Raw genomic sequence first — 23,748 nt, forward strand, 5'->3', positions numbered from 1 at the left:
ACGCTGGATAGTGGCCGAATGCGCATCGCGGGTGTTTACAAACAACCGCGAATGTAAGTATATTCCTTAGCATGCTACTAATCTAGCCGAAATATTTTTTTACACTTCAACGTACTGTTGAGATAACAGGCTCCTGCCCCCGAGGATCTTCATGCAATTCAAGCCAGCTGTTACCGTTCTGGTCACTGCCGTCGCCCTGGCAACCCTGCTCAGTGGCTGTAGCAAGAAAGAACAGGCGGCCCCGCCTGCGCAAACCCCTCAGGTCGGTGTCGTTACTCTCAAAGCGCAGCCTTACACCCTGACGACCGAGTTGCCGGGCCGGACCACCGCATTCCGCGTGGCCGAGGTCCGCCCTCAGGTCAATGGCATCATTCTCAAGCGTCTGTTTACCGAAGGCGGCGACGTCAAGGCCGGTCAGCAGCTGTATCAGATCGATCCTGCTATCTATGAGGCCAGTGCCAACAGCGCCAAGGCGACCTTGCAGTCGGCCAAATCGATGTCCGATCGCTACAAGCAGCTGGTCAGCGAACAAGCCGTCAGTCGTCAGGAATACGACACCGCACTGGCCTCGACCATGGAAGCTCAGGCAGCCCTGCAGACCGCTCAGATCAACCTGCGTTTTACCAAGGTGCTGGCGCCGATTTCCGGCCGTATCGGTCGCTCTGCGGTAACCGAAGGCGCACTGGTGAGCAGCGCTCAGGCCGACGCAATGGCGACCATTCAGCAACTTGATCCGATTTACGTGGACGTGGTGCAGTCATCCGCTGACATGCTCAAGCTGCGCAACGATCTGGACAGCGGCAAGCTGCAGAAATCAGGCGACAACTCGGCCAAGGTCAAGCTGACGCTGGAAGACAACAGCACCTACGCACAGGAAGGCAAGCTGGAGTTCTCCGAAGTCTCGGTTGATCAGACCACCGGCTCCGTGACCCTGCGTGCCGTGTTCCCGAACCCTGAACACCGCCTGCTGCCTGGCATGTTCGTTCATGCGCAATTGCAGGCAGGCGTCAATTCGAAGGCCATTCTGGCACCGCAACAGGGCGTGACGCGCGACCTGAAAGGCACACCGACCGCCATGGTGGTCAATCAGGACAACAAGGTCGAAATGCGCACGCTGGTGGCCAACCGCACCGTGGGTAGCGACTGGCTGATCGAAGACGGCCTTAAAGAAGGTGATCGCGTCATCACCGAAGGCCTGCAATACGTCAAACCAGGTGCAGAAGTGAAAGTCGCCGAAGCGACCAACGTTAAAGGAGCAAACCCGGCGCCTGCCCCGGCCACTGATAAAGCCGCAGGCAGCAAAGGGGAGTAACCCATGTCGAAATTTTTTATTGATCGACCCATTTTTGCCTGGGTTATTGCCCTCGTGATCATGCTGGTCGGTGCGCTGTCCATTTCCAGCCTGCCGATCAACCAATACCCGAGTATCGCACCGCCTGCCATCGGCATTCAGGTGACTTACCCGGGCGCCTCTGCACAAACCGTGCAGGACACCGTGGTGCAGGTCATCGAGCAGCAGCTCAATGGTATCGATAACCTGCGTTATGTGAGTTCGGAAAGTAACTCCGACGGCAGCATGACCATCACTGCGACCTTCAATCAGGGCACCAACCCGGATACGGCGCAGGTTCAGGTACAGAACAAACTCAACCTGGCCACCCCACTGCTGCCGCAAGAAGTGCAGCAGCAGGGTATCCGCGTAACCAAGGCGGTGAAGAACTTCCTGATGGTGATCGGCCTGGTGTCGGAAGACGGCAGCATGGGCAAGGAAGACCTGGCTAACTACATCGTGTCGAACATGCAGGACCCGATCTCGCGGACCTCCGGTGTGGGTGACTTCCAGGTGTTCGGTTCGCAGTACGCCATGCGCATCTGGCTCGACCCGGCCAAGCTGAACAACTTCCAGCTGACCCCGGTGGACGTGCGAGACGCGATCACTGCGCAGAACGTGCAGGTGTCTTCCGGTCAGTTGGGCGGCCTGCCGTCGATCAGCGGTCAGCAGTTGAACGCCACGATCATCGGCAAGACCCGTCTGCAGACGGCCGAGCAGTTCGGCAATATCTTCCTCAAGGTCAACACTGACGGCTCGCAGGTTCGCCTCAAAGACGTCGCCACCGTCGGCCTTGGCGCAGAGAACTACAGCACCGACTCGCAGTTCGACGGCAAACCGGCTTCCGGTCTGGCGATCAAGCTCGCGACCGGCGCCAACGCGCTGGACACCGCCAAGGCGATCCGTGCGACCGTTTCGTCGCTGGAGCCGTTTTTCCCGCCCGGCATGAAAGTGGTTTACCCGTATGACACGACCCCGGTCGTGAGCGAATCGATCAACGGCGTGGTTCACACCCTGATCGAAGCCATCGTGCTGGTGTTCCTGGTGATGTACCTGTTCCTGCAGAACTTCCGCGCGACCGTCATTACCACCATGACCGTTCCGGTGGTATTGCTGGGTACATTCGGCATCCTCGCGGCCTTCGGTTTCACCATCAACACCCTGACCATGTTCGGTATGGTGCTGGCCATCGGCTTGCTGGTGGACGATGCGATTGTGGTGGTGGAAAACGTCGAACGGGTCATGGAGGAAGAAAAGCTCTCTCCGCGTGACGCCACGATCAAATCCATGACGCAGATTCAGGGCGCACTGGTCGGTATCGCGCTGGTGCTGTCGGCGGTGCTGTTGCCGATGGCGTTCTTCGGCGGTTCCACCGGGGTGATCTACAAACAGTTCTCGATCACCATCGTCTCGGCCATGGCCCTGTCGGTCGTGGTTGCGCTGATTTTCACCCCGGCGCTGTGCGCCACCATGCTCAAGCCCATCGACGAGAAAACGCACGGCCAGCCCAAGCGTGGTTTCTTCGGCTGGTTCAACCGCACCTTCGACCGCAGCGTTCTGAGCTACGAGCGCGGCGTCGGCAACATGCTCAAGTACAAGTGGCCCGCGTATCTGGGTTACATCCTGATCTGCGCGGGCATGGTCTTCATGTTCATGCGCATCCCCGCAGCGTTCCTGCCGGAAGAAGATCAGGGCGTTATCTTCGCGCAGATCCAGACCCCGGCCGGCTCCTCGACCGAGCGTACGCAGGAAGTCATCGACAACATGCGTGAATACCTGCTGACCAAGGAAAGCGGCGCAGTGAAGTCGGTGTTCTCGGTCAACGGCTTCAACTTCGCAGGCCGCGGGCAGAGCTCGGCGATTGCATTCGTCATGCTCAAACCGTGGGAAGAACGTGACGCCGACAACAGCGTCTTCAAACTGGCCGAGCGCGCTCAGGGCTACTTCTTCAGCCTGCGCGACGCGATGGTGTTCGCCATCGTCCCGCCGTCGGTACTGGAGCTGGGTAACGCAACAGGCTTCGACGTTTACCTGCAAGATCAGGGCGGCGTCGGTCACGAGAAACTGATGGAAGCACGTAACCAGTTCCTCGGCATGGCGGCGCAGAGCAAGATTCTGGCAGGCGTGCGTCCGAACGGGCTGAACGACGAACCGCAATATCAGCTGCTCATCGACGACGAACGTGCCAGCGCGTTGGGTATCACCCTGTCGGACATCAACAACACACTGTCCATCGCGTTGGGTGGCAGCTACGTCAATGACTTCATCGACCGTGGCCGTGTGAAGAAGGTGTACATCCAGGGTGACGCAGGCGCTCGTATGACGCCTGAAGACCTGAAGAAATGGTACGTGCGCAACAGCTCGGGCGAAATGGTGCCGTTCTCGGCCTTCGCCAGCGGCAAGTGGTCCTACGGTTCGCCAAAACTGTCGCGTTACAACGGCGTGGCGGCTGAGGAAATCCTCGGTACGCCGGCACCGGGCTACAGCAGCGGCGACGCAATGGCCGAAGTTGAAGCGCTGGCCAAGAAACTGCCGCAAGGCATCGGCATCTCCTGGACCGGTCTGTCCTACGAGGAGCGTCTGTCCGGTTCGCAAGCCCCTGCCCTTTACGCCCTGTCGTTGCTGGTGGTGTTCCTGTGTCTGGCAGCGTTGTATGAAAGCTGGTCGATTCCGATCGCGGTCATCCTCGTGGTGCCGCTGGGGGTTATCGGTGCACTGATGGCAACCAGCCTGCGCGGACTGTCCAACGACGTGTTCTTCCAGGTCGGTCTGCTGGTGACGGTGGGTCTGGCGGCGAAAAACGCCATTCTGATCGTCGAGTTCGCCAAAGAGCTGCATGAACAGGGCAAGAGTCTTGCCGATGCAGCCATCGAAGCGTGCCGCATGCGTCTGCGCCCGATCATCATGACGTCCATGGCGTTCATCCTCGGCGTTGTGCCGCTGGCGATTTCGTCAGGCGCAGGCTCGGGCAGTCAGCATTCGATCGGTACCGGCGTAATTGGCGGTATGATCACGGCAGTTATCCTGGCGATCTTCTGGGTGCCCCTGTTCTTTGTCTCGGTTTCAGGGCTGTTCAAGGGCAAGCAGAAACATATTTCACACGATGAGGCTGGCCAATGAGCAAGTCATTGATCTCTCTTGCAGTTACCGCGTTCATACTCGGCGGCTGCTCTTTGATCCCCGAGTACAAGCAGCCGGAAGCCCCGGTCGCCGCCCAATATCCACAAGGTCCGGCCTACACGCCGGCCGAGGCGGCCAAAATGGCCGCTGCGGAGCAAGGCTGGCGCCACTTCTTCAATGATCCGGCGTTGCAACAGCTGATCGAGACCGCGCTGCTCAACAACCGTGACCTGCGGGTCGCGGCGTTGAACATCGACGCCTATCGCGCCCAGTACCGCATTCAGCGCGCGGACTTGTTCCCCGCTGTTTCCGCGACCGGCAGCGGCGCTCGCCAACGCGTGCCGGCCGACCAGACGCAGACCGGTCAGTCCGCGATCACCAGTAGCTACTCGGCCACGCTGGGCGTCAGCGCCTACGAGCTGGACCTGTTCGGTCGCGTGCGCAGCCTCAGCGAACAGGCACTGGAAACCTACTTCGCCACGGAAGAAGCGCGTCGCGCCACCCAGATCAGTCTGGTGGCCAACGTCGCCAACGCCTACATGACCTGGCAGGCCGACAAGGAACTGCTCAAGCTGACGCAGGACACCCTCAAGACCTACGAAGAAAGCTTCCGCCTGACCTCGCGCAGCAATGAAGTCGGTGTTTCTTCGGCGCTGGACCTGAGCCAGTCGCGTACCGCTGTCGAGAGCGCTCGCGCCAGACTGGCCCAGTACCAGCGTCTGGTCGCTCAGGACCAGAACAGCCTGGTGCTGTTGCTTGGCACCGGCCTGCCGGACAACCTGCCGGCCAGCCAACTGCTGGATTCCGACATGCTGACCGAAATGCCGGCCGGTCTGCCGTCCGACCTGTTGCAGCGTCGTCCGGACATTCTGCAAGCCGAGCACACGCTCAAGGCCGCCAATGCCAACATCGGCGCAGCGCGTGCAGCGTTCTTCCCGAGCATCAGCCTGACCGCCAGCGCCGGGACCGGCAGCACCGAGCTGTCCGGCCTGTTCAAGGGGGGGTCGGGAACCTGGCTGTTCCAGCCGAGCATCAACATCCCGATCTTCAACGCCGGCAGCCTGCGTGCCAGCCTGGATTACTCGAAGATCCAGAAAGAAATCAGCGTCGCCAACTACGAGAAGGCCATTCAGACGGCTTTCCAGGAAGTGTCCGACGGCCTGGCTTCGCGCAAGACCTACGACGAGCAGCTCCAGGCGCAGCGTGACTTTGTCACTGCCAACCAGGATTACTACCGTCTGGCCGAGCGTCGCTACCGGATCGGCATCGACAGCAACCTGACCTTCCTCGACGCTCAGCGCTCGTTGTTCAGCGCGCAACAAACGCTGATCATTGATCGCCTGTCGCAGCTGACCAGCGAGGTCAACCTGTACAAGGCCCTCGGCGGCGGCTGGTATGAAAGAACCGGGCAGACCGAAACCATCTCCAAAGAGAAGCCTTCGGTGCAGCTGTTCTAAAGGCAGTGTTTTAATCGCACTGCTCTGATTGCAACGCATAAAAAACCCACCTGATCAGGTGGTTTTTTTTTGATTGGAAGACCTGCGATCAATGATCCTGATGCAGGTACTTCGGCTCTTTCGGCAGCCGCAGACTGAACAGGAACGCGATCGCCATCATGGCCGTCACGTACCAGTAAAAGCTGTTTTCCATCCCGGCGCTCTTGAGTTTCAAGGCGACCCATTCGGCCGAACCGCCAAACATCGCGTTGGCGACCGCATACGCCAGCCCTACGCCCAGCGCACGCACCTGAGGCGGAAACATCTCGGCTTTGACCAGCCCGCTGATCGAGGTGTAGAAGCTGACAATCGCCAGCGCCAGGGTGATCAGCACGAAGGCCATGAACGGGTTGGTGGTGGTTTTCAGAGTCATCAGGATCGGCACCGTACACAGCGTACCCAGCGCGCCGAACAACAGCATCGAATTACGTCGGCCGATACGGTCCGCGAGCATGCCGAAGAACGGCTGCATGCACATGTACAGGAACAGCGCGCCGGTCATGATGTAGCTGGCCGTCTTGGCTTCCATACCGCCGGTGTTCACCAGATATTTCTGCATGTAGGTCGTGAAGGTATAGAAAATCAGCGAGCCACCGGCGGTGTAACCCAGCACCGTGATAAACGCAGCCGTGTGATTTCTGAACAGCGCCGTGATACTGCCTGCATCCTTGTCCTGACGACTTTCAGCGGTGGTGGTTTCATTGAGTGTGCGCCGTAGCAGCAAGGCGATGACAGCGGCCGCCGCGCCGATCACGAACGGGATGCGCCAGCCGTAATCGCGCAGCTCTTCGGTGGTGAGAAACTGCTGCAGGATGACCACGGTCAGCACGGCCAGCAACTGACCGCCAATCAACGTCACGTACTGGAACGAGGCATAGAAACCGCGCTGGCCGCGCAACGCCACTTCACTCATGTACGTTGCCGTGGTGCCGTACTCGCCACACACCGACAAACCTTGAAGCAAGCGCGCCATCAGCAGCAGTGCCGGGGCCCAGGCACCAATCGATGCATAGGTCGGCAGGCAGGCGATGATCAACGAACCGGCACACATCATGGTGACCGAAATCAGCATCGAGTTCTTGCGGCCATGCTTGTCCGCCACGCGGCCAAACAGCCAGCCACCAATCGGGCGCATCAGAAAGCCAGCGGCAAACACGCCTGCGGTGTTGAGCAACTGGACGGTCGGGTCATCGGATGGAAAGAAGGCAGGCGCGAAATAGATCGCACAGAAGGCGTAGATATAAAAGTCGAACCATTCAACGAGGTTCCCGGAAGAGGCGCCGACGATCGCGAAAATTCTTTTGCTTCGCTCCTCGCCCGTGTAGTGCGGTGCTTTTGCTGTTGTCGTCATTGTTTTCCCCAAAGCAGAACTGTCCATAAGCAACAATCTGTAACACTGTCTTTAATCGAGCACAATCACTCAGGCCAATTCAGCCAAAACCACCAGGCGGGTACCTGTACTCAAATCGCACAACAACCCGGATCACTCGCCTGTCTTTTCGTGGAGACGGACGGATGAACCGGGTTGCTGAACAACGGGTCGGGAAGCGGCTTGAAACAGAAAAGCCTAACGCTCGATGGCCAGCGCCAGGCCCTGCCCTACACCCACGCACATGGTCGCCAGGCCTTTGCGCCCGCCGGTTTTTTCCAGCTGGTGCAGCGCCGTCAGGACCAGCCGTGCGCCGCTCATGCCCAGCGGGTGCCCGAGTGCAATCGCGCCGCCATTGGGATTGACCTGCGGCGCGTCGTCCGCCAGGCCCAGCTCGCGCAACACCGCCAAGCCCTGGCTGGCAAAAGCCTCGTTGAGTTCGATGACGTCAAAATCAGTAATCGCGATGCCCAGCCGCTCGACCAGTTTGCGCACTGCGGGCACAGGGCCGATGCCCATCACCCGTGGCTCGACGGCTGCGCTGGCCATGCCCAATACGCGAGCGCGAGGGATCAGGCCATGCTTTTTGACCGCTTCGGCCAACGCCAGAGTCAGCGCCGCCGTACCGTCGTTGACGCCTGACGCATTGCCAGCCGTCACGGTCTGGTCCGCGCCGTTGACCGGCTTGAGTTTGCTCAGGGTTTCCAGGCTGGTATCGGCGCGCGGGTGTTCGTCCTTGTCGACAATCGTTTCACCCTTTTTGTGCGGGACCCGCACCGGTACGATTTCTTCCTCGAAGAAGCCTGCCGCCTGGGCGACGGCGGCGCGTTGCTGGCTGCGCAGCGCAAAAGCGTCCTGATCGGCTCGCGAAATGTTGAAGTCAGTGGCGACGTTGTCGCCGGTCTCGGGCATGGAGTCCACGCCATACAGCGCTTTCATGGCCGGGTTGACGAAACGCCAGCCGATGGTGGTGTCTTCCAGCTTCATGTTGCGCGAAAACGCCGCATCGGCCTTGCCCATCACGAACGGCGCACGCGACATCGACTCGACGCCACCGGCAATCGCCAGCTCCATCTCACCTGACGCAATGGCACGGAACGCAGTGCCGATGGCATCCATTCCAGACGCGCACAAACGATTGAGGGTAACGCCCGGCACGCTTTTCGGCAGCCCGGCGAGCAAGGCCGCCATGCGCGCGACGTTGCGGTTGTCCTCACCGGCCTGATTGGCGCAACCGAGGAACACTTCATCAACCTCTTCCCAATTGACGGTGAGGTTGCGCTCCATCAATGCCTTGATCGGTATGGCGGCCAGGTCGTCAGCACGCACCGTGGACAAACCACCGCCGAAACGGCCGATCGGCGTACGAATCGCATCGCAAATAAAGACGTCACGCATCACGCTTCTCCTGCAACCTGACCATGGGCTGCGGCGGTCCGGGCTTCGAGATCGCGCAGTGCCGTCAGCTCGACGTCAGTGGGTTCTTCCGAGATTGCGACCGTGTCGGCAAAACGGATGTCCCAGCCCGTCGCGGCGATAACCTGCTCGCGGGTCACGCCGGGGTGCAGCGTGGTCACGACGAACTCATTGGTGTGCGCTTCCGGCTCCATGATGCACAAGTCAGTGATGATCCCCACCGGCCCGGCACCCGGCAAGCCCAGACGCTTGCGCGAATCGCCACCTTCGCCATGACCGACCGAGGTGATGAAATCCAGCTTATTGACGAACGAACGCGCCGACTGCTTGAGAATGATCAGCACCGACTTCGCCGAACCGGCGATTTCCGGCGCACCACCGGCACCCGGCAGGCGCACTTTCGGATGGTGATAATCGCCCACTACGGTGGTGTTGATATTGCCGAAGCGGTCCACTTGCGCAGCGCCGAGAAAGCCGACGTCGACCCGACCGCCTTGCAGCCAGTAGCGGAAAATTTCGCTGGTGGAAACCACCGTGTCAGCGGTTTCCGCCAGCTCGCCATCACCAATCGACAGCGGTAAAACGGTGGGTTTGGCACCAATCGGCCCGGATTCGTAGATCAGTACGACGTCGGGCGACGACGTCAGGCGTGCAAGGTTCGCCGCCTTGGAAGGCAGGCCGATGCCGACAAAGCACACCGAACCGTTGCGCAAACGGCGGGCGGCGGCGACAGTCATCATTTCACTGGTGGAGTAAGTCATTATCGGGCCTCCGAAGCGCGAGCCAGCTTGCTCTGGAATTCGCTGAAATCTGCTGTGCCGTGAATGTATTCGTCGTTCCACGCCGTGAACGTTTCGCGGTCGCGGGCAATCGGGTCCCACGCCTGATAAAACGGGTTATCTCGCTCGTAGTAGCCATGCGCATAGGACGGATGCGCGCCACCGGGCACCAGACACACCGCGCTCAACGCCCAAGTCGGCAACACACAGGAGTTCATCGGTGCCTTGAGGTCATCGACTATCTCTTCTACCGTCACGATGCAGCGTTTGGCAGCCAGCGCGGCCTCTTTCTGCGCGCCAAGAATGCCCCACAGCAAAACATTGCCCTTACGATCGGCCTTCTGCGCGTGGATCACCGTGACGTCGGGACGAACCGATGGCACGGCAGCCAGCACTTCCCCGGTAAACGGGCAGGTGACGGTCTTGATCAACGGGTTGACCTTGGGCAAGTCGGAACCGGCATAAGCACGCAGCACCGCAAACGGCAGGCCTGAGGCACCGGCGACATACGCGTTGGGGAGGTCGGCATGGCTGTGCTCTTCGATTTCCATCGCGCGCGGCCACTGTTTTTCGACGGCGTCGCGCAGACGGTGCAGGGAGCCGACGCTAGGGTTGCCGCCCCACGAGAAAATCAGACGTTTCGCACACCCTGCGCCTATCAACTGATCGTAGATAAGGTCGGGCGTCATGCGTACCAGGGTCAGGTCTTTCTTACCCTGACGAATGATTTCATGGCCCGCAGCCGTGGGGATCAAATGGGTAAAGCCTTCAAGCGCAACGGTGTCGCCATCGTTGACCAGTTGCTTCACCGCATCGCGTAGAGAAAGAATATCTGCCATGAGGTGCTCCGAACCCAACATCACGTTCAAGGATCAGCGCGAAGACCTGCGCCGGAATGAAAATGAGGTTATGCCTGAGCCACACGGCAAACAATCCGATAATCGACTAACCGTTCGGTAACCGAACAAATTCACCTGCAACGAGGGCGCTCAAGGCATCAGGTGAACAGCTGGGTACTCAAGTCCCGGCTGGCATCCAGCATGATCGGCAGGAAGCGCTGCTCCAACTCACTTCGCGCCACTCGCCCGGCACTGGTGCTGACATTCAGCGCGGCCAGCACCTGGCCCGACGCATCATAAACCGGGACGGCAATAGAACGCAGCCCCTGCTCCAGTTCCTGATCGACAATACACCAGCCTTGTTGACGAACCAGTTGCAGGCATTCTAGCAAGGCTTCCGGCGTGCGAATGGTCCGGCTGGTCTTGGGCTGCAAGTCGACGTGGTCCAGATATTCCTGCAACGACACATCGTCCAGCGCAGCCAGCAGAATACGCCCCATGGACGTGCAATACGCCGGCAATCGGCCGCCGACTGAAAGGTCGACCGAGATCAGCCGCTGCGTGGTTGCCGAGCGCGCGATATAAAGAATGTCGTTGCCTTCCAGCGTCGCCATGTTGCACGCCTCGTGCAGTTGATCGCTCATGCGGTCCAGATAAGGCTGCGACGACGTTGCCAGCGGCGTCGACGACAAATAGGCGTGACCGAGGGTCAGGACTTTCGGCAACAACGAATACGTGCGTCCGTCAGTGGTCGCGTAACCCAGTTTGATCAATGTATGCAGGCAGCGCCGCACGGCTGCGCGCGGGATTTCAGTGCGGTGGCTGATCTGCGCGATGGTCAGGTGCCGTTTGCGCTCCTGAAAGGCATGAATAACGGCGAGCCCGCGCGCCAGTGACGTCATGAAATCCGGGTCACCGGTCAGCGCCTGGATGCGCTTGGCAGGCGACGCCACGATAGGCGGTGCCAATGAGGCAAAAGAATTACGCAGTTCATCATTCATTGCCACACCCTCTGTAACACGTAGTCAGGCCTTGTAAACCGGGGGCTTCGGATGATTTTCAAGAATATCTGCGCGCCCCGGCTCGTGCGATTATCGAACAGATGGCCGATAATCGCAATTGACCCGTCACACAGATGCTTATACCTTTAGCACTGCCACGAAGTGACTTCTTGGAAATTACTGGTCAGGTACCCACTGAGAAGTCATAGGCAGCGGCCTTGCTTACCTAGCAAGGCCGTTTTCATTACGAAGCGCCGCCGTGCGCTGCAGTTCCGCCAGCCTCGCCCGCGCTTGACGAACCCGCCTTGAATACGTGGCAATATTTCAAGTCATCCCGGATATGAACACGCTGAATTTCAGCATCGGAGTTTTGTCTGAGGCGGCAAAAAATGTTTTATAAAAGTTCTTTCATATAAATGCCCGACTCAAACTTCGGAACAATCGTACAAAAAAACCAGATATGTGAACTCGTGCAACGTCGGTTGTTGACGTAACACTAGTTCTTGGAGATAGTATCCGGCAGTTGACAGGCCTTACACTCACGACGATTGCCCGGTGCAAAGCGGCTCTGCTTCGATAAGCGTTTCGATGTACGGCTTCGTCGTGATGGAACACGTTGCCATTCACCGGCAAGTCTGCCAACACAGGCCCACTGCCTGAAATCAGAATGCATGTCGCTACGACAGCTATTTTCTCCGGTGTACGTAGCCGCAAGCATCCGCAAGATGCCCCGCACTCTCTGTTCGACTGCACGGCAAGGTTTCACCTGCTTGCGCATTACAGAAAGACGGAATGAGCCTACTTGCAATGTTTTGCGTTATCACCGGATCCCATTTGACTTGATTAGGGAGGCGCTGATTTATTCGATTTTTCGTCCCTGCAACGCTCTGGAGGCCTTGATTTATCTGGGGGCAACAGCTGGGTTTTAGAATAAATCAGCGTCTCCTTAGGTAATACAGTGACTAAAGATGAACTGCGCGCGGAACTTGAGCGCCAGGAGCAACGTTTCAAGGATGTCTACGGCGGGGAAATCACCACCTACGCCGCGCAGCCGGAACCGGAACGCAAGCCTTGGCGTAAAAGAGCCAGCCTGCTGGACCAGGCGTTCAAGCAGGAATTACAGAAAATGGAAGAAGAACTGAAAGAAGAGCCGTGACATCACGGGCCTGAATGCCCCGCCACCTCTGCCTTGATGCGTCCGCACTACTTGCACCACCGCCCCATTGAGCCTTCAACGGGGCTGCGCTCATGCGTCTTTTTTTTGGTTTGAGGCGACACCGGTCAGCGACGACAGGTCGTTCTGTATTTTTTCTGTCATAATCGCGCCCCCTTCAGACCCGGTCAGAAAACCTACATGATCGATTTATTCAGCGGGCTTGATGCCTGGGTGCTTGTGAGCCTGTTGCTCGCCCTGGCTTTCGTCCTCACCTTCGAGTTCATCAACGGCTTTCATGACACCGCTAACGCGGTGGCGACAGTCATCTATACCAAGGCCATGCCCCCTCATCTGGCCGTGTTCTTTTCCGGTGTGTTCAACTTTCTCGGTGTGCTGCTCGGCGGTGTGGGCGTTGCCTATGCCATCGTCCACCTGCTGCCGGTAGAGCTGTTGATCAACGTCAATACCGGACACGGTCTGGCCATGGTGTTCTCGCTGCTGGCGGCGGCGATTACCTGGAACCTGGGCACCTGGTATTTTGGGATTCCGGCCTCCAGTTCGCACACCCTGATCGGCTCGATCCTCGGTGTCGGCCTGGCCAATGCACTGATCAACGGCATTCCTCTGGCTGATGGCGTCAACTGGCAGAAAGCGATCGACATCGGCGCCTCGCTGGTGTTCTCGCCACTCGCCGGCTTCATCGTTGCAGGACTGGTGCTGATCGGCCTGAAATGGTGGCGGCCGCAGTCGAAGATGCACAAGACGCCGGATCAACGCCGCAAGCTCGATGACAAGAAACACCCGCCGTTCTGGAACCGCCTGGCCCTGGTCATCTCCGCCATGGCGGTCAGCTTCGTGCACGGTTCCAACGATGGTCAGAAAGGCATCGGCCTGATCATGCTGGTGCTGATCGGTATCGTACCGAGCCAGTTCGTCCTCGACCTGACCAGCACCACCTACCAGATCGAACGTACCCGCGACGCGACGCTGCATTTGAGCCAGTTCTATCAGCGCAACAGCAGCACGCTGGGCGAATACCTGGCGATGGGCAAGGCTGAAAAAGGCGACTTGCCGTCCAGTTCGGCGTGCAACCCGAAACAGACCGAGCCCACCATCGACGCGCTGCTTGACCGCCTGAAAGGCGTGTCCGACTACCATTCCTTGACGCCCGAGAGCCGCATCGAAGTACGCCGCTATCTGTTGTGCCTGGATGACACGGCACGCAAGGTCGGCAAACTGCCAGACCTGGGCGCGCGTGAAAAGTCCGACCTTGAGAAGCTGCGCAAGGACCTGACCGCCACCACTGAATACGCACCATTCTGGGTGATTCTGGCGGTTGCGCTGGCGCTGGGCATCGGCACCATGGTCGGCTGGAAACGCGTGGTACTGACCATCGGCGAGAAGATTGGCAAGCAAGGCATGACCTACGCCCAAGGCATGTCGGCGCAAATCACCACGGCCTGCGCCATCGGTCTGGCCAACGTGTTTAGCCTGCCGGTGTCCACCACCCACATTCTGTCATCGGGTGTTGCCGGGACCATGGTCGCCAACAAGAGCGGCCTGCAAGGCGGGACGGTCCGCACCATTCTGCTGGCCTGGGTGCTGACCCTGCCTGCCACGGTTGCCTTGTCCGCCGGGCTGTTCTGGCTGGCCTCGAAGGCGCTGTCCTGATCTGAGCCTGCTCAAGCGGTGCGCCCCCCACACCGCTTGAAGGCCTGGCGTTACTTGCGCTTTTTACTGCCCAGCAACGACCCCATCAAACCCCGCACCAACTCACGCCCAAGTCGGTTGGCGGCCTGACGCATCACGTTTTTCATCGCCTGCCCGGCCAGACCACCCAGAAACTCTCCGGCCTTGTCGCTGAAACTCTCTTCCTGAGCACTTTTCGTGACATCCGCATTCTGCTGCTCAGGCGCGTCGACGTTGCGGGCGCTGAGCATTTCATAGGCAGACTCTCTGTCCACCGGCTTGCTGTAACGCTGGCCCAGCGTGGACTGACTGATCAGACTGGCGCGCTCACTCTCGCTGAGCGGCCCGATACGCGATTGAGGCGGTGCAATCAGAACGCGCTGAACCATCGCCGGCGTGCCTTTATCCTGCAACGTGCCGACCAGTGCTTCACCGGTGCCCAGCTCGGTCAGCACACTCAAGGCATCGATATCAGGATTAGGCCGAAAACCGTCGGCCACGGCGCGCAGCGATTTCTGTTCTTTGGCCGTAAACGCGCGCAGACCGTGCTGAATGCGCAAGCCAAGCTGGGCAAGCACCGCATCAGGCAAATCACTTGGCGACTGGGTCACGAAATAGACGCCCACACCTTTGGAGCGAATCAGGCGAACGACTTGCTCAAGCCGTTCCTGAAGCGCTTTCGGCGTGTCGGCAAACAGCAAATGGGCCTCATCGAAGAACAACGCCAGCAGCGGTTTGTCGGCATCGCCGCGCTCAGGCAACTGCTCGAACAACTCAGCCAGCAGCCACAGCAGAAAAGTCGCGTACACCTTCGGCGCTTCATGAACCAGACGGCTGGCGTCGAGCAGATGAATGCGCCCTCGCCCATCGCTGGCGGGCTGAAGAATGTCTTCGAGCTGTAGCGCGGGCTCACCAAACAAGGCTTCGGCGCCCTGCTGCTCCAGCACGGCCAGCCGACGCTGAAGGGCCTGGCTGGAACCGGTTGTCATCAGCGCGCTGTCTTCGCCCAGCAATTGCGGATTGTCACGCAAATGATTGAGCAGCGCTTTGAGGTCTTTGATATCGAGCAACAACAGACCTTCACGATCCGCCACCTTGAACGCCGCATACAGGGCCGCTTGCTGGCTGTCGGTCAACTCGAGCAAATTACCGAGCAGTAACGGCCCCATTTCACTCAACGTGGTGCGCAATGGATGACCAGACTTGCCGTCAATGTCCCACAACGTGACCGGATACCCTTGAGGGCTGTGCGCAAGCCAGGGCATGCCGGCAATGCGTTCGGCAATCTTGCCTTGCGGACTGCCGGCAGCTCCGAGGCCGCACAAGTCAACTTTGATATAAGCGGCGAAAACTGCGACGCCCGCATCGCTGAAAGCCTCGGCCAGGCGCTGCAAGGTGACGGTCTTGCCGGTGCCAGTCGCACCGGCGATCAGCCCGTGACGGTTGGCCAGGCGAAGCGCCTGAGAAACGGGTCGCCCGGCAGGGTCGGCACCCAGGACTATTTCCAGAGAGTCACGCATCGTTCAGCTTCTCCAAAAGGGATTCAGCACCAGCGCACCGCACCGCAGCTGAATGGTTTTACGCCGGGTCATCGCCCTGTGGCGAGGACGGCGCTTCAGTCGATTGCTGCAACGTGCGCCACAGTTCTGCAGCACCGTCAAAATCGGCACCGTTTTCCGGGGTCAGCGCAGCGGGGTCATAACGGCTCAGGCAGCCTTCGCCGAGGGTGGCGGGTGGTATCGAAACAGCTTTGTCGAGAGGGTCGGTCATCAGGCTGGCACCTTGCACGTTGCGCCATCACCAACAGGGGAATGACAGGCGCGCAACGGGCGCGCCTGCCTCAGAGATTAGTCGAACACCACTGTCTTGTTGTCATGCACCAGAACACGGTCTTCCAAATGCGCACGCAGACCACGGGCCAGGACCATTTTTTCCACATCACGACCGAAACGCACCATGTTTTCGATGCTGTCGCGATGGCTGACGCGTACCACGTCCTGCTCGATGATCGGACCAGCGTCCAGCTCTTCGGTTACATAGTGACAGGTCGCACCGATCAGTTTTACGCCGCGCAGCGACGCCTGATGATAGGGCTTTGCACCTACGAAAGACGGCAGGAAACTGTGGTGAATGTTGATGACCTGATGGGCATATTCACGGCACAACTGCGGTGGCAGAATTTGCATGTAGCGCGCCAGAACCACGACATCTGCCTGATGATGCCCAACCAGACGCGACACTTCGGCGAACGCCGGCTCCTTGTCTTTCGGGTCCACCGGAACATGGTAATAAGGAATGTCATGCCACTCGACCATGCTGCGCAGGTCCTGGTGGTTCGAGATCACGCAGGCGATATCGCAATCGAGTTCATCACTGTGCCAGCGGTGCAGCAAGTCCGCCAGGCAGTGCGATTCACGGCTGGCCATGAGCACGACGCGCTTCTTCTGCGCCGAGTCGGTGATGCGCCAGTCCATCGAAAACTCTTCCGCTATCGGCGTGAAGGCCTCACGGAAACCGTCCAGATCAAAAGGCAGGGTGTCGGCACGAATCTCGTGACGCATGAAAAACCAGCCGCTGAGGTTGTCGGAATGATGACTCGCTTCGGTGATCCAGCCGTTATGGGACGCCAGAAAGTTACTGACTTTGGCAACGATGCCGACACGGTCCGGGCAAGCAATCACCAGACGAAAAGTGCGCATTGGGGGAAACTCCAGAACTTCGCAAAGCCGCTATTCTAGCGGCTGCGCAGGAAAACTGCAGTATCTCTGTTGCCTGAATGCACGCGCCGAAATGCACGGCCCCGGCGCGAAAGATTGCACCGTGCCACTATCTGCTTTTAGCGCGTCCGGCGCTAAACAAGCCCTATATTAAGAGGGATTTTATGCGAGGTTCTTTTCAAGCGCACACGTCCCGCTTCTAGTTCAGACGTCTGTAGGACCTGTGTATATTTCTAAGAGGGTGTAGACAAAATCATGTAGTGAGTCGGCGCGCGAGTATTCGAGCCTCGGCCAACCAAACCCATGCCTCGCTTACCGCAAAAAGGCGATCATGATGCATGATCAGTCGCCGAGCTCTCTCATTCCAGGCATGAGTTCGCTCCACTACCCATCGCTTGGGCATGACCACAAATCCAGTCTGAACAGGCTCCACGGAAAATAGATCGCCTTGTTCAGAGTGCCATTGCCCTGTTCTTCTGTTATTCGGGCCACGGATCACTTGAACATCGATAGCGTGCAGTTGATGGGTGCGCTGTGCCCATTTTCCTGCGTACGCACTATCAACAAAAAGCGTGCTCAGTGACGGATATTTTTCCTTCGAGTACGCCACCGCATCATCCGCCGCGTCACGATCCTGCACGCTTGCAGCACTGATACTGACAGCCAGCAGCAGGCCCAATGTATCGACAATCAGACTTCGTTTACGCCCCTTCACTTTTTTGCCTGCGTCGTAGCCGCTGTCACCGCCTTGAGGAGAACTGCGGGTCGACTGTGAATCCAGGATCGCTGCTGACGGGCTGTCAGCGCGTTCTTCCCGCTCACGCCATTGAGCTCGCAAGCGATCATGCATTTGCTCGAACTTGCCTTGAGCGCTCCACCGGCGGAACGTTTTGTAGACATTGTCCCAATGAGGAAAATCGCGGGGTAGCATTCGCCATGAGCACCCCGTGCGTACGACATAGCAACAGGCTTCCAGCAACGTGCGCCGAGAGTGAAGCGGTGGCACTCCTCGTCCGCCCTGGCTTTCAAACAGGTCGGCGACCAGTGCCCACTCGGTATCTGTCAAGCAACTCGGATATAGCTGCTCCGGCAGTTGGCGGCGGTGGGTTTCATTGTAGCCATAGGCTTTATTAGGTTCAGGTGACTGAAAACTTCCCTTGGCCCGCTGCTTTACACGCGTAATCCCTGCCATTTTCAACGCTTTTGCAAAGGTGTCGGGATGCGCAGTGATACCGGTTTCGGCGAAGAATACGAGCGCCAATTCGGCCTGGCTGGAATAGGGCTGTGCATGAGCGAGTTTCACCAGCACGGGATAGTGCTCGGCGGCAATCGAGCGAGGACGTCCGGTTTTAGGCATGGCTTGAGGGCTATTCAGACAAGGGAGTGAAAGTTTAATTTATTTTGTCTACACCCTCTAGGTATCCTCTGAAAAAGCCCATTTTTTTGGAGAGGAACCGGGCTGGAGCGCCTGTATTTACTGGCTTCGACTTTTGAAGAAAAGGCTTTTTCAGACCTTCCCTAGGGCCATAGGGGCTTTGCCCCTCTGGACTCCCCAGATCTGCCTTGCGACGCGGCGGGAAGCTGACGGGAAGAGCGCCCATCAGCCTCCCTTGCATAGGCTGGGGTCGTTCCAACCGCATCAAGGGTGAAGGCTTCGCCCCGGCGCTCCGTTCATCGGGCAGGCCCGATGAGCCGGTGCGGCGGCCCTTGACCCGGCTATCCGCGTTATTCACGCAGAAACGCAAACAATTAATGAATGACTTTGGTCTACAGCGCTCCATGGTGGATTTTTCTCGTTTCTCAGGTGCAGACCCCTTCGCCACGGTTTCTATATATCCACGCAGGAACACGAAGATATTGTGGAAATGGGCTAGGGGTGGTTCATGCTTGAGCGATAGCATTCATAGTGACTAGACCACTACAGCAAAAGCGATCTGAAATGTAAGGAACTCAGCTTCAGGCTTGCTGGACACCTTTTTAGCCCGGTGGAGGGTTACCCAAAAAGCTTATCCATTTCACATATGTCGAACCGACGAGTTCTTATAACAGGCCCCGTTCCACTCCTTGACGCTATTCATATCTCTCGGCCCTAAAATGCAGAGACTGAAGACGTCTATCGAACTCAATCGTCGGCTGGGCGGCGATCAAACGGTCCAATATTTTGGGAATTCCATAGAGATTGTTAGTGCTACCCGGACCGTACAGACGCCATAGCAGTGTCAGGGTTTCACAAGGAAATCTCTCCGGACATTCTGATCGTTCTAGGGCAGGTATTCTTTCTCGCCCTTGAACCTGCGAGAGGTAGGGAAGTAGTTGAACAAGTGCTTCGGGAAAAGCCTCTCCCGACCTTATTACCAGATTAGTGAAAGGGCAAGTCAACGCGCTTTCACGCACAACGCGCTCTCGCGGCCATACTTTTTCAAGAAGAGGGCCGACGCTTGTACGCCATGCCTCCGCCGGACCACCTTCAATGTCCAAAATCCACTGAGCGAGGAGCTCCACAGCGCCTTCCCGCAATGCGGCTGGACAGTTGCGAAGTGTATGAGAGATATCCGTAAGGGTGATGCCCCAAGCCTCGACGTCACTGTCTTCACGAATAATTGCCAATGCAGGCGCTACAATCTTTGCTGCTGCGGCTGTAGTTTCGTGATGCGATGCATCAACCTCTAACAGCCCTCTCAAAATGTGAGCGGAGAATACATTCGAGACAGAGATATACGTACGCCGTTGGTTTACCAAGACTGCTCGCAATCCATGCCCAGCAGCGGTTGTCTCGCCAAGAGCAGCATCAAGGCAGGTACAAATCTCATCGTTCGCCACGCTCAGTACAAATGCGAGCGAGTTGACGAAAATAGCCCGCGCAAACGCGCCTTGCTTTCCTTCTGCGCGAGCAGCAAAAACCATTGCCCTGAGATGATTCTCGCTAACCGAACCGAACGATTGTCGGGCGGCCTCGATATCGGAGAGCAGGGCTTCAGCTAATCTGCCCGCAGGTGAGTTGATCGCTCGCTCATACAGTCGCTCCCCGTTTTCGAGAAGCTCTACATCTTGTTCAACGGCTATCGCAAATAACCTTTGCCAACATGTTGATACATCATTACTGGGTTGCCGAGGAACGAATGCATAAAGAATTGCCAAGCGCTCGATGACAAGGGCCAGAAATCCAGATTCGGCATGCTCCATGCGTTGAAAAACTCGGATAATGAGTTCTGAGGTCGTCTCAACGCTGGTACTTGGGGGAAATGTCAAAGCTCCTAGGGAGACGCTGATTTATTCTAAAACCCAGCTGTTGCCCCCAGATAAATCAAGGCCTCCAGAGCGTTGCAGGGACGAAAAATCGAATAAATCAGCGCCTCCCTAGCAAGTCGTTCCACAACGGTGCATTCACTTCCTCAAGGGGAGCGTTTTGAAGTGTGTCGAACGCGCCTTCTGGATCATCACCACAGTATGCACTCCATCCCATTCTTTTCTCGATGTCGAAGCTCTGCATAACCGCTTGCGCGATCTCGAGACGTTGGTCACTAGCGGCGGCCATAATTGGCTGTGCATCACCAATGATCGTTCGGACACCGCTTGAATAAGATCTAAAAAAGTCTCGCTCTTCCACGTCGCGATCTAGGTAATCGCGCCGTAATAAGATTGAGGCGAGCTCCTGGGCCCCTTGTACGGACAACGCTCCAGCAGCTTCAAACATCTTCAGGCGCAACCATACGTCGGAGTCACGAGCATGGCCTCTCCAATCAGTTTGGCCACTGTCGATGGTGTAGCGTGCGAAGAACTCTTCGCCCTCAGTCAGCACCCTCCGCTCAAGTTCTAAGACTAAGGAGGCGCTGATTTATTCGATTTTTCGTCCCTGCAACGCTCTGGAGGCCTTGATTTATCTGGGGGCAACAGCTGGGTTTTAGAATAAATCAGCGTCTCCCTAACATCTGACTGGCCTCAGCAAGGCGTTCTCGCATCACTAGGAGAAGTTCACGTTTCACCTGCCAAAACTGGGTAAGTGACAGAGCGTTGAGGCCACGAATGGCCTCGTCTGCTGTGTAGATCGCTGCATTACGATGCCCATGAAGCCATAGTCTTACGGCTAACATTCCTGGCACACGCCGCCACTCGTCAACAAAATGCCGAGCAGCATCTGGATCCGTTGCGGCAATCTTTGGCAAAAGACTCGCGATCAACTTAACCAGGAGCATCGGCCCGTCATGATGCTCATTCTGGGCGTGAGGTTCCACCGAGGGCACTGAGGCATCATTGATGTCATAGTCTGTTTCAAGGGCTCCGCAATCGACGGTTGACGCGACAAGATCCTGAAGCTTTGAGGTCGCTAGCTTCATTATTAGCGCTGGCTGTGAGTGCGTCAGCAAAGCATCCACCAACTCGGCAGCGCCGGCAGAATCTCGCAGTTCAAAACTGGGGCGAATCAGATCTCTGATTTGTTCAGGCGCGTCGGCGCTTTCCTGGTTTGACAGAAATGCACGCGCTCCATTGAGGGTTAGCATAGGGGTAATTAAATCAACTGCTGCGAGGAGGTCGGAATGAAGAATGACTGTGCCGCCGAGCCTCTTTTGCAGGCTGTAGATTTGGAGCTCTGCCTCCATACGATCAGTACACGCCGAATTGGACACTAGGAGGCGCCACGCACGCGTCCAAAGATCATGTAATCCATTTACGTGATCTACACGATTTGCTAACGCGGTTGCGAGAGACTTGCCAATTTTCTTCATCCATTTGAGACCTAGGGAGACGCTGATTTATTCTAAAACCCAGCTGTTGCCCCCAGATAAATCAAGGCCTCCAGAGCGTTGCAGGGACGAAAAATCGAATAAATCAGCGCCTCCCTAGGGTCTGTTCCCGTTTGCACGTAACCCATTGATCCTTATGAGAACAGCCCCGTATTGTTGGAGTTCTCACACAACACCAATACGAGCCTGCAATGCCCCGATTAATGCTCAGTGATGAGCACTGGCCGAAGCTACGAGAAATTTTGCTACACGAATCGATCTACAACAAGCGAGATTTGCGCACCACGGTTGAAGGCATGCTGTATCGCATGCGTGTGGGTTGCCCTTGGCGAGACCTGCCGAAAGCGTTTGGAAACTGGAGCAAGGTCTACAAGCGGTTCAATGCCTGGTCTGCTTCAGGCAAGTGGGTCAAGGTGCTTGAGGTGCTGATGACTGATCCTGACATGGAGTGGGTCTTCATTGATGGCAGCTATGCCAAGGCTCATCAGCACAGCGCAGGTGCTGCCAGCACGCAGGACCAGGCCATCGGAAAAAGCCGAGCCGGTAACACCAGCAAGATTCACCTGGCTGTAGACGCTTGTGGGCTGCCTATTGCATTTGACGTGACCGCAGGCCAGACCAATGATTGTTCGCAGGCGGCCTCGTTGATTGCCAAGGTGCCCGATGCAGAAGTGATCATTGCGGACAAGGGCTACGACACTGAAGCGATACGGGCTCAGGTCGAGCAGCAAGGCAGCAAAGTGGTGATTCCACGAAAGCGCAATTCTCTGAAAGGGAACGCAGATCTGGACAAAGGGTTATATCGCAATCGACATCTCGTAGAAAACGCCTTCGCCCGGTTGAAGCATTTCCGGGCGGTGGCTTCTCGATTTGACAAACTCAAGAGAAACTATGAAAGCGTCATAGCAATGGCCTGCGCTTTTCTGTGGCTACCAATGTGAAACGGGAACAGACCCTAGGGAGACGCTGAACAATTAACCCGTTCGCACCGTCCCCATTTCCAAGCCGGTTTTTTTCAACCTGCCGGCCTTATTTTACGTTTCTCGAGCAGATTTCTGCCCTCATTTTGCTGAAAGGCGGGCCAGTCCCGCCTTTCAGACGGATTTATCCTGCCGTCTGTTGTAAATACCGCTTGGCCAGCATCAGATTGGCCAACCCAAACAAACTGAACAACTGCGCTGTATTCTTTTCCAGCCCACGGTAGCGAACCTTGCGATGATTGAAGCGCACCTTGATTACCTGGAAGGGGTGCTCGACCTTGGCACGCAGTTGCGCCTTGGCATATTCAATTTTGCGCTTGACCCGATACAGCACGCTGCCTTCGCCGTGCTGCTTGTAACTGCTTGGCCGTTCTGCAATCGACCAGATAACGTCCCGTTCAGCATGCTCCGGTCGCTTGGCCGCACCGGTGTATCCAGCGTCACCCGAAACATAGGTTTCGTCACCGTGAAGCAACTGGCCAACCTGGGTGACATCCGCCACGTTAGCGGCCGTCCCTACTACGCTGTGCACCAGCCCCGACGTGGCGTCTACACCAATGTGGGCCTTCATCCCAAAGTGCCATTGATTGCCTTTCCTGGCCTGATGCATCTCAGGATCACGCTTGCCTTCTCGGTTCTTGACCGAGGGCGGCGCGGCGATCAGAGTAGCGTCGACGATAGTGCCTTCCTTGAGCAGCAGCCCCCGGCTGGCCAGATGCTGGTTAATCGTTTCAAACAGCAGCCGGGTTAGCTGATGGACTTCCAGCAAGCGGCGAAAACGCAGCAAGGTGGTGGCATCCGGTGCAGACTCGCGACCCAGGTCGATACCCATAAAACCGCGGATGGCCTGGCTGTCGTAGACGGCATCTTCGCAACCTTCATCGGAGAAACCGAAACACTGCTGCACGACGTACATGCGCAACATGCGCGACACCCCTATCGCAGGGCGTCCGCGCTTGCCTGCGGTGTTGCTATAAAACGGCGCCACTTGCGCCTCCAGCAGGGCCCAGGGCACCAACTGTTCAAGGTCAGCCAGGAAGCGATCTCGGCGAGTCTGCTTTTTCTTGCCGGTATATTCGAGTTCGGAGAAGGTCTTCTGCACGCGCGTAACGCT

General features: G+C 57.6%; 19 protein-coding genes. 6 read left to right on the forward strand and 13 right to left on the reverse strand.

Annotated elements, in window-relative coordinates; translation table 11 throughout:
• The first annotated feature begins 151 nt into the window (after nt 1-151).
• From BLT55_RS16005 to BLT55_RS16015, 3 genes are read left to right on the forward strand one after another with little or no spacing between them, the layout of a single operon-like run.
• On the forward strand, nt 152-1,312 hold the full coding sequence (locus BLT55_RS16005) for an efflux RND transporter periplasmic adaptor subunit (protein WP_007248850.1): 1,161 nt from the start codon (nt 152-154) through the stop codon (nt 1,310-1,312).
• Between the two features lie 3 nt (nt 1,313-1,315).
• Nucleotides 1,316-4,450, forward strand: coding sequence for an efflux RND transporter permease subunit (locus BLT55_RS16010; protein ID WP_054079815.1), 3,135 nt, complete (start codon nt 1,316-1,318; stop codon nt 4,448-4,450).
• A complete protein-coding gene (locus BLT55_RS16015; RefSeq protein ID WP_055001009.1) occupies nt 4,447-5,907 on the forward strand; it encodes an AdeC/AdeK/OprM family multidrug efflux complex outer membrane factor in 1,461 nt (486 codons plus the stop codon). Before BLT55_RS16010 ends, BLT55_RS16015 begins: the two co-directional genes overlap by 4 nt.
• A gap of 88 nt (nt 5,908-5,995) precedes the next feature.
• Here BLT55_RS16015 and BLT55_RS16020 read toward each other — a convergent pair whose 3' ends face one another.
• The 5 genes from BLT55_RS16020 to pcaR all read right to left on the reverse strand — a co-directional run bounded on the left by BLT55_RS16020 (nt 5,996) and on the right by pcaR (nt 11,350).
• On the reverse strand, nt 5,996-7,297 hold the full coding sequence (locus BLT55_RS16020; protein WP_055001010.1) for an MFS family transporter: 1,302 nt from the start codon (nt 7,295-7,297) through the stop codon (nt 5,996-5,998).
• A 216-nt stretch (nt 7,298-7,513) separates the two neighbouring features.
• Nucleotides 7,514-8,716, reverse strand: a complete 1,203-nt coding sequence (pcaF, locus tag BLT55_RS16025) for a 3-oxoadipyl-CoA thiolase (RefSeq protein WP_174518628.1) — start codon at nt 8,714-8,716, stop codon at nt 7,514-7,516.
• Entirely contained in the window at nt 8,713-9,495 is a 783-nt protein-coding gene (locus BLT55_RS16030) for a CoA-transferase subunit beta (RefSeq protein WP_174518629.1), read from the reverse strand. The genes pcaF and BLT55_RS16030 overlap by 4 nt, the downstream gene beginning before the upstream one ends.
• Nucleotides 9,492-10,349, reverse strand: coding sequence for a CoA transferase subunit A (locus BLT55_RS16035; protein WP_055001017.1), 858 nt, complete (start codon nt 10,347-10,349; stop codon nt 9,492-9,494). The genes BLT55_RS16030 and BLT55_RS16035 overlap by 4 nt, the downstream gene beginning before the upstream one ends.
• A gap of 158 nt (nt 10,350-10,507) precedes the next feature.
• Nucleotides 10,508-11,350: a pca regulon transcriptional regulator PcaR gene (gene pcaR / locus BLT55_RS16040; protein ID WP_007248858.1), complete on the reverse strand. Its 843-nt coding sequence runs from the start codon at nt 11,348-11,350 to the stop codon at nt 10,508-10,510.
• A 958-nt stretch (nt 11,351-12,308) separates the two neighbouring features.
• On the opposite strand from pcaR, the gene BLT55_RS16045 reads away from it, so the two are divergent.
• Nucleotides 12,309-12,506 (forward strand): hypothetical protein, encoded by a 198-nt coding sequence (locus BLT55_RS16045; RefSeq protein ID WP_007248860.1) that lies wholly within the window; start codon nt 12,309-12,311, stop codon nt 12,504-12,506.
• Nucleotides 12,507-12,704: 198 nt separating this feature from the next.
• Nucleotides 12,705-14,177, forward strand: a complete 1,473-nt coding sequence (locus tag BLT55_RS16050; protein WP_055001013.1) for an inorganic phosphate transporter — start codon at nt 12,705-12,707, stop codon at nt 14,175-14,177.
• Between the two features lie 50 nt (nt 14,178-14,227).
• Here BLT55_RS16050 and BLT55_RS16055 read toward each other — a convergent pair whose 3' ends face one another.
• From BLT55_RS16055 to BLT55_RS16085, 7 genes are all read right to left on the reverse strand, one after another.
• Complete coding sequence (locus BLT55_RS16055; RefSeq protein WP_055001014.1) at nt 14,228-15,715, reverse strand: helicase HerA-like domain-containing protein; 1,488 nt, start codon at nt 15,713-15,715, stop codon at nt 14,228-14,230.
• Between the two features lie 58 nt (nt 15,716-15,773).
• On the reverse strand, nt 15,774-15,965 hold the full coding sequence (locus tag BLT55_RS16060) for a hypothetical protein (protein WP_055001018.1): 192 nt from the start codon (nt 15,963-15,965) through the stop codon (nt 15,774-15,776).
• Nucleotides 15,966-16,042: 77 nt separating this feature from the next.
• Nucleotides 16,043-16,894: a formyltetrahydrofolate deformylase gene (gene purU / locus BLT55_RS16065; protein ID WP_003363851.1), complete on the reverse strand. Its 852-nt coding sequence runs from the start codon at nt 16,892-16,894 to the stop codon at nt 16,043-16,045.
• Nucleotides 16,895-17,165: 271 nt separating this feature from the next.
• Nucleotides 17,166-18,269, reverse strand: a complete 1,104-nt coding sequence (locus tag BLT55_RS16070; RefSeq protein WP_004663854.1) for an IS5-like element ISPsy19 family transposase — start codon at nt 18,267-18,269, stop codon at nt 17,166-17,168.
• A gap of 713 nt (nt 18,270-18,982) precedes the next feature.
• Nucleotides 18,983-20,095 (reverse strand): hypothetical protein, encoded by a 1,113-nt coding sequence (locus BLT55_RS16075; protein WP_054998781.1) that lies wholly within the window; start codon nt 20,093-20,095, stop codon nt 18,983-18,985.
• A gap of 163 nt (nt 20,096-20,258) precedes the next feature.
• Entirely contained in the window at nt 20,259-20,711 is a 453-nt protein-coding gene (locus tag BLT55_RS16080) for a hypothetical protein (protein ID WP_054998782.1), read from the reverse strand.
• 112 nt (nt 20,712-20,823) lie between these two features.
• Nucleotides 20,824-21,510: a hypothetical protein gene (locus BLT55_RS16085; RefSeq protein ID WP_054998783.1), complete on the reverse strand. Its 687-nt coding sequence runs from the start codon at nt 21,508-21,510 to the stop codon at nt 20,824-20,826.
• Between the two features lie 335 nt (nt 21,511-21,845).
• Here BLT55_RS16085 and BLT55_RS16090 point away from each other — a divergent pair, with 335 nt between their 5' ends.
• Nucleotides 21,846-22,595: an IS5 family transposase gene (locus tag BLT55_RS16090; protein ID WP_082438194.1), complete on the forward strand. Its 750-nt coding sequence runs from the start codon at nt 21,846-21,848 to the stop codon at nt 22,593-22,595.
• A 163-nt stretch (nt 22,596-22,758) separates the two neighbouring features.
• Here the strand turns inward: BLT55_RS16090 and BLT55_RS16095 are convergent, their stop codons facing one another.
• Nucleotides 22,759-23,736 carry an IS5 family transposase gene (locus BLT55_RS16095; RefSeq protein ID WP_007247761.1) on the reverse strand — a complete coding sequence of 326 codons (978 nt, stop codon included), beginning with the start codon at nt 23,734-23,736 and terminating at the stop codon, nt 22,759-22,761.
• Nucleotides 23,737-23,748 lie beyond the last annotated feature (12 nt).

The organism is Pseudomonas cannabina (genome assembly GCF_900100365.1).
Taxonomy (GTDB): Bacteria; Pseudomonadota; Gammaproteobacteria; order Pseudomonadales; family Pseudomonadaceae; genus Aquipseudomonas; species Aquipseudomonas cannabina.

Excerpts from the sequence above, each read along its gene's own strand:
- BLT55_RS16005 (WP_007248850.1), top strand. The coding sequence starts at position 152 with ATGCAATTCAAGCCAGCTGTTACCGTTCTGGTCACTGCCGTCGCCCTG.
- BLT55_RS16010 (WP_054079815.1), top strand. The coding sequence starts at position 1,316 with ATGTCGAAATTTTTTATTGATCGACCCATTTTTGCCTGGGTTATTGCC.
- BLT55_RS16015 (WP_055001009.1), top strand. The coding sequence starts at position 4,447 with ATGAGCAAGTCATTGATCTCTCTTGCAGTTACCGCGTTCATACTCGGC.
- BLT55_RS16020 (WP_055001010.1), bottom strand. The coding sequence starts at position 7,297 with ATGACGACAACAGCAAAAGCACCGCACTACACGGGCGAGGAGCGAAGC.
- BLT55_RS16035 (WP_055001017.1), bottom strand. The coding sequence starts at position 10,349 with ATGGCAGATATTCTTTCTCTACGCGATGCGGTGAAGCAACTGGTCAAC.
- pcaR (WP_007248858.1), bottom strand. The coding sequence starts at position 11,350 with ATGAATGATGAACTGCGTAATTCTTTTGCCTCATTGGCACCGCCTATC.
- BLT55_RS16050 (WP_055001013.1), top strand. The coding sequence starts at position 12,705 with ATGATCGATTTATTCAGCGGGCTTGATGCCTGGGTGCTTGTGAGCCTG.
- BLT55_RS16055 (WP_055001014.1), bottom strand. The coding sequence starts at position 15,715 with ATGCGTGACTCTCTGGAAATAGTCCTGGGTGCCGACCCTGCCGGGCGA.
- BLT55_RS16060 (WP_055001018.1), bottom strand. The coding sequence starts at position 15,965 with ATGACCGACCCTCTCGACAAAGCTGTTTCGATACCACCCGCCACCCTC.
- purU (WP_003363851.1), bottom strand. The coding sequence starts at position 16,894 with ATGCGCACTTTTCGTCTGGTGATTGCTTGCCCGGACCGTGTCGGCATC.
- BLT55_RS16070 (WP_004663854.1), bottom strand. The coding sequence starts at position 18,269 with ATGCCTAAAACCGGACGTCCTCGCTCGATTGCCGCCGAGCACTATCCC.
- BLT55_RS16075 (WP_054998781.1), bottom strand. The coding sequence starts at position 20,095 with ATGGAGCATGCCGAATCTGGATTTCTGGCCCTTGTCATCGAGCGCTTG.
- BLT55_RS16085 (WP_054998783.1), bottom strand. The coding sequence starts at position 21,510 with ATGGAGGCAGAGCTCCAAATCTACAGCCTGCAAAAGAGGCTCGGCGGC.
- BLT55_RS16090 (WP_082438194.1), top strand. The coding sequence starts at position 21,846 with ATGCCCCGATTAATGCTCAGTGATGAGCACTGGCCGAAGCTACGAGAA.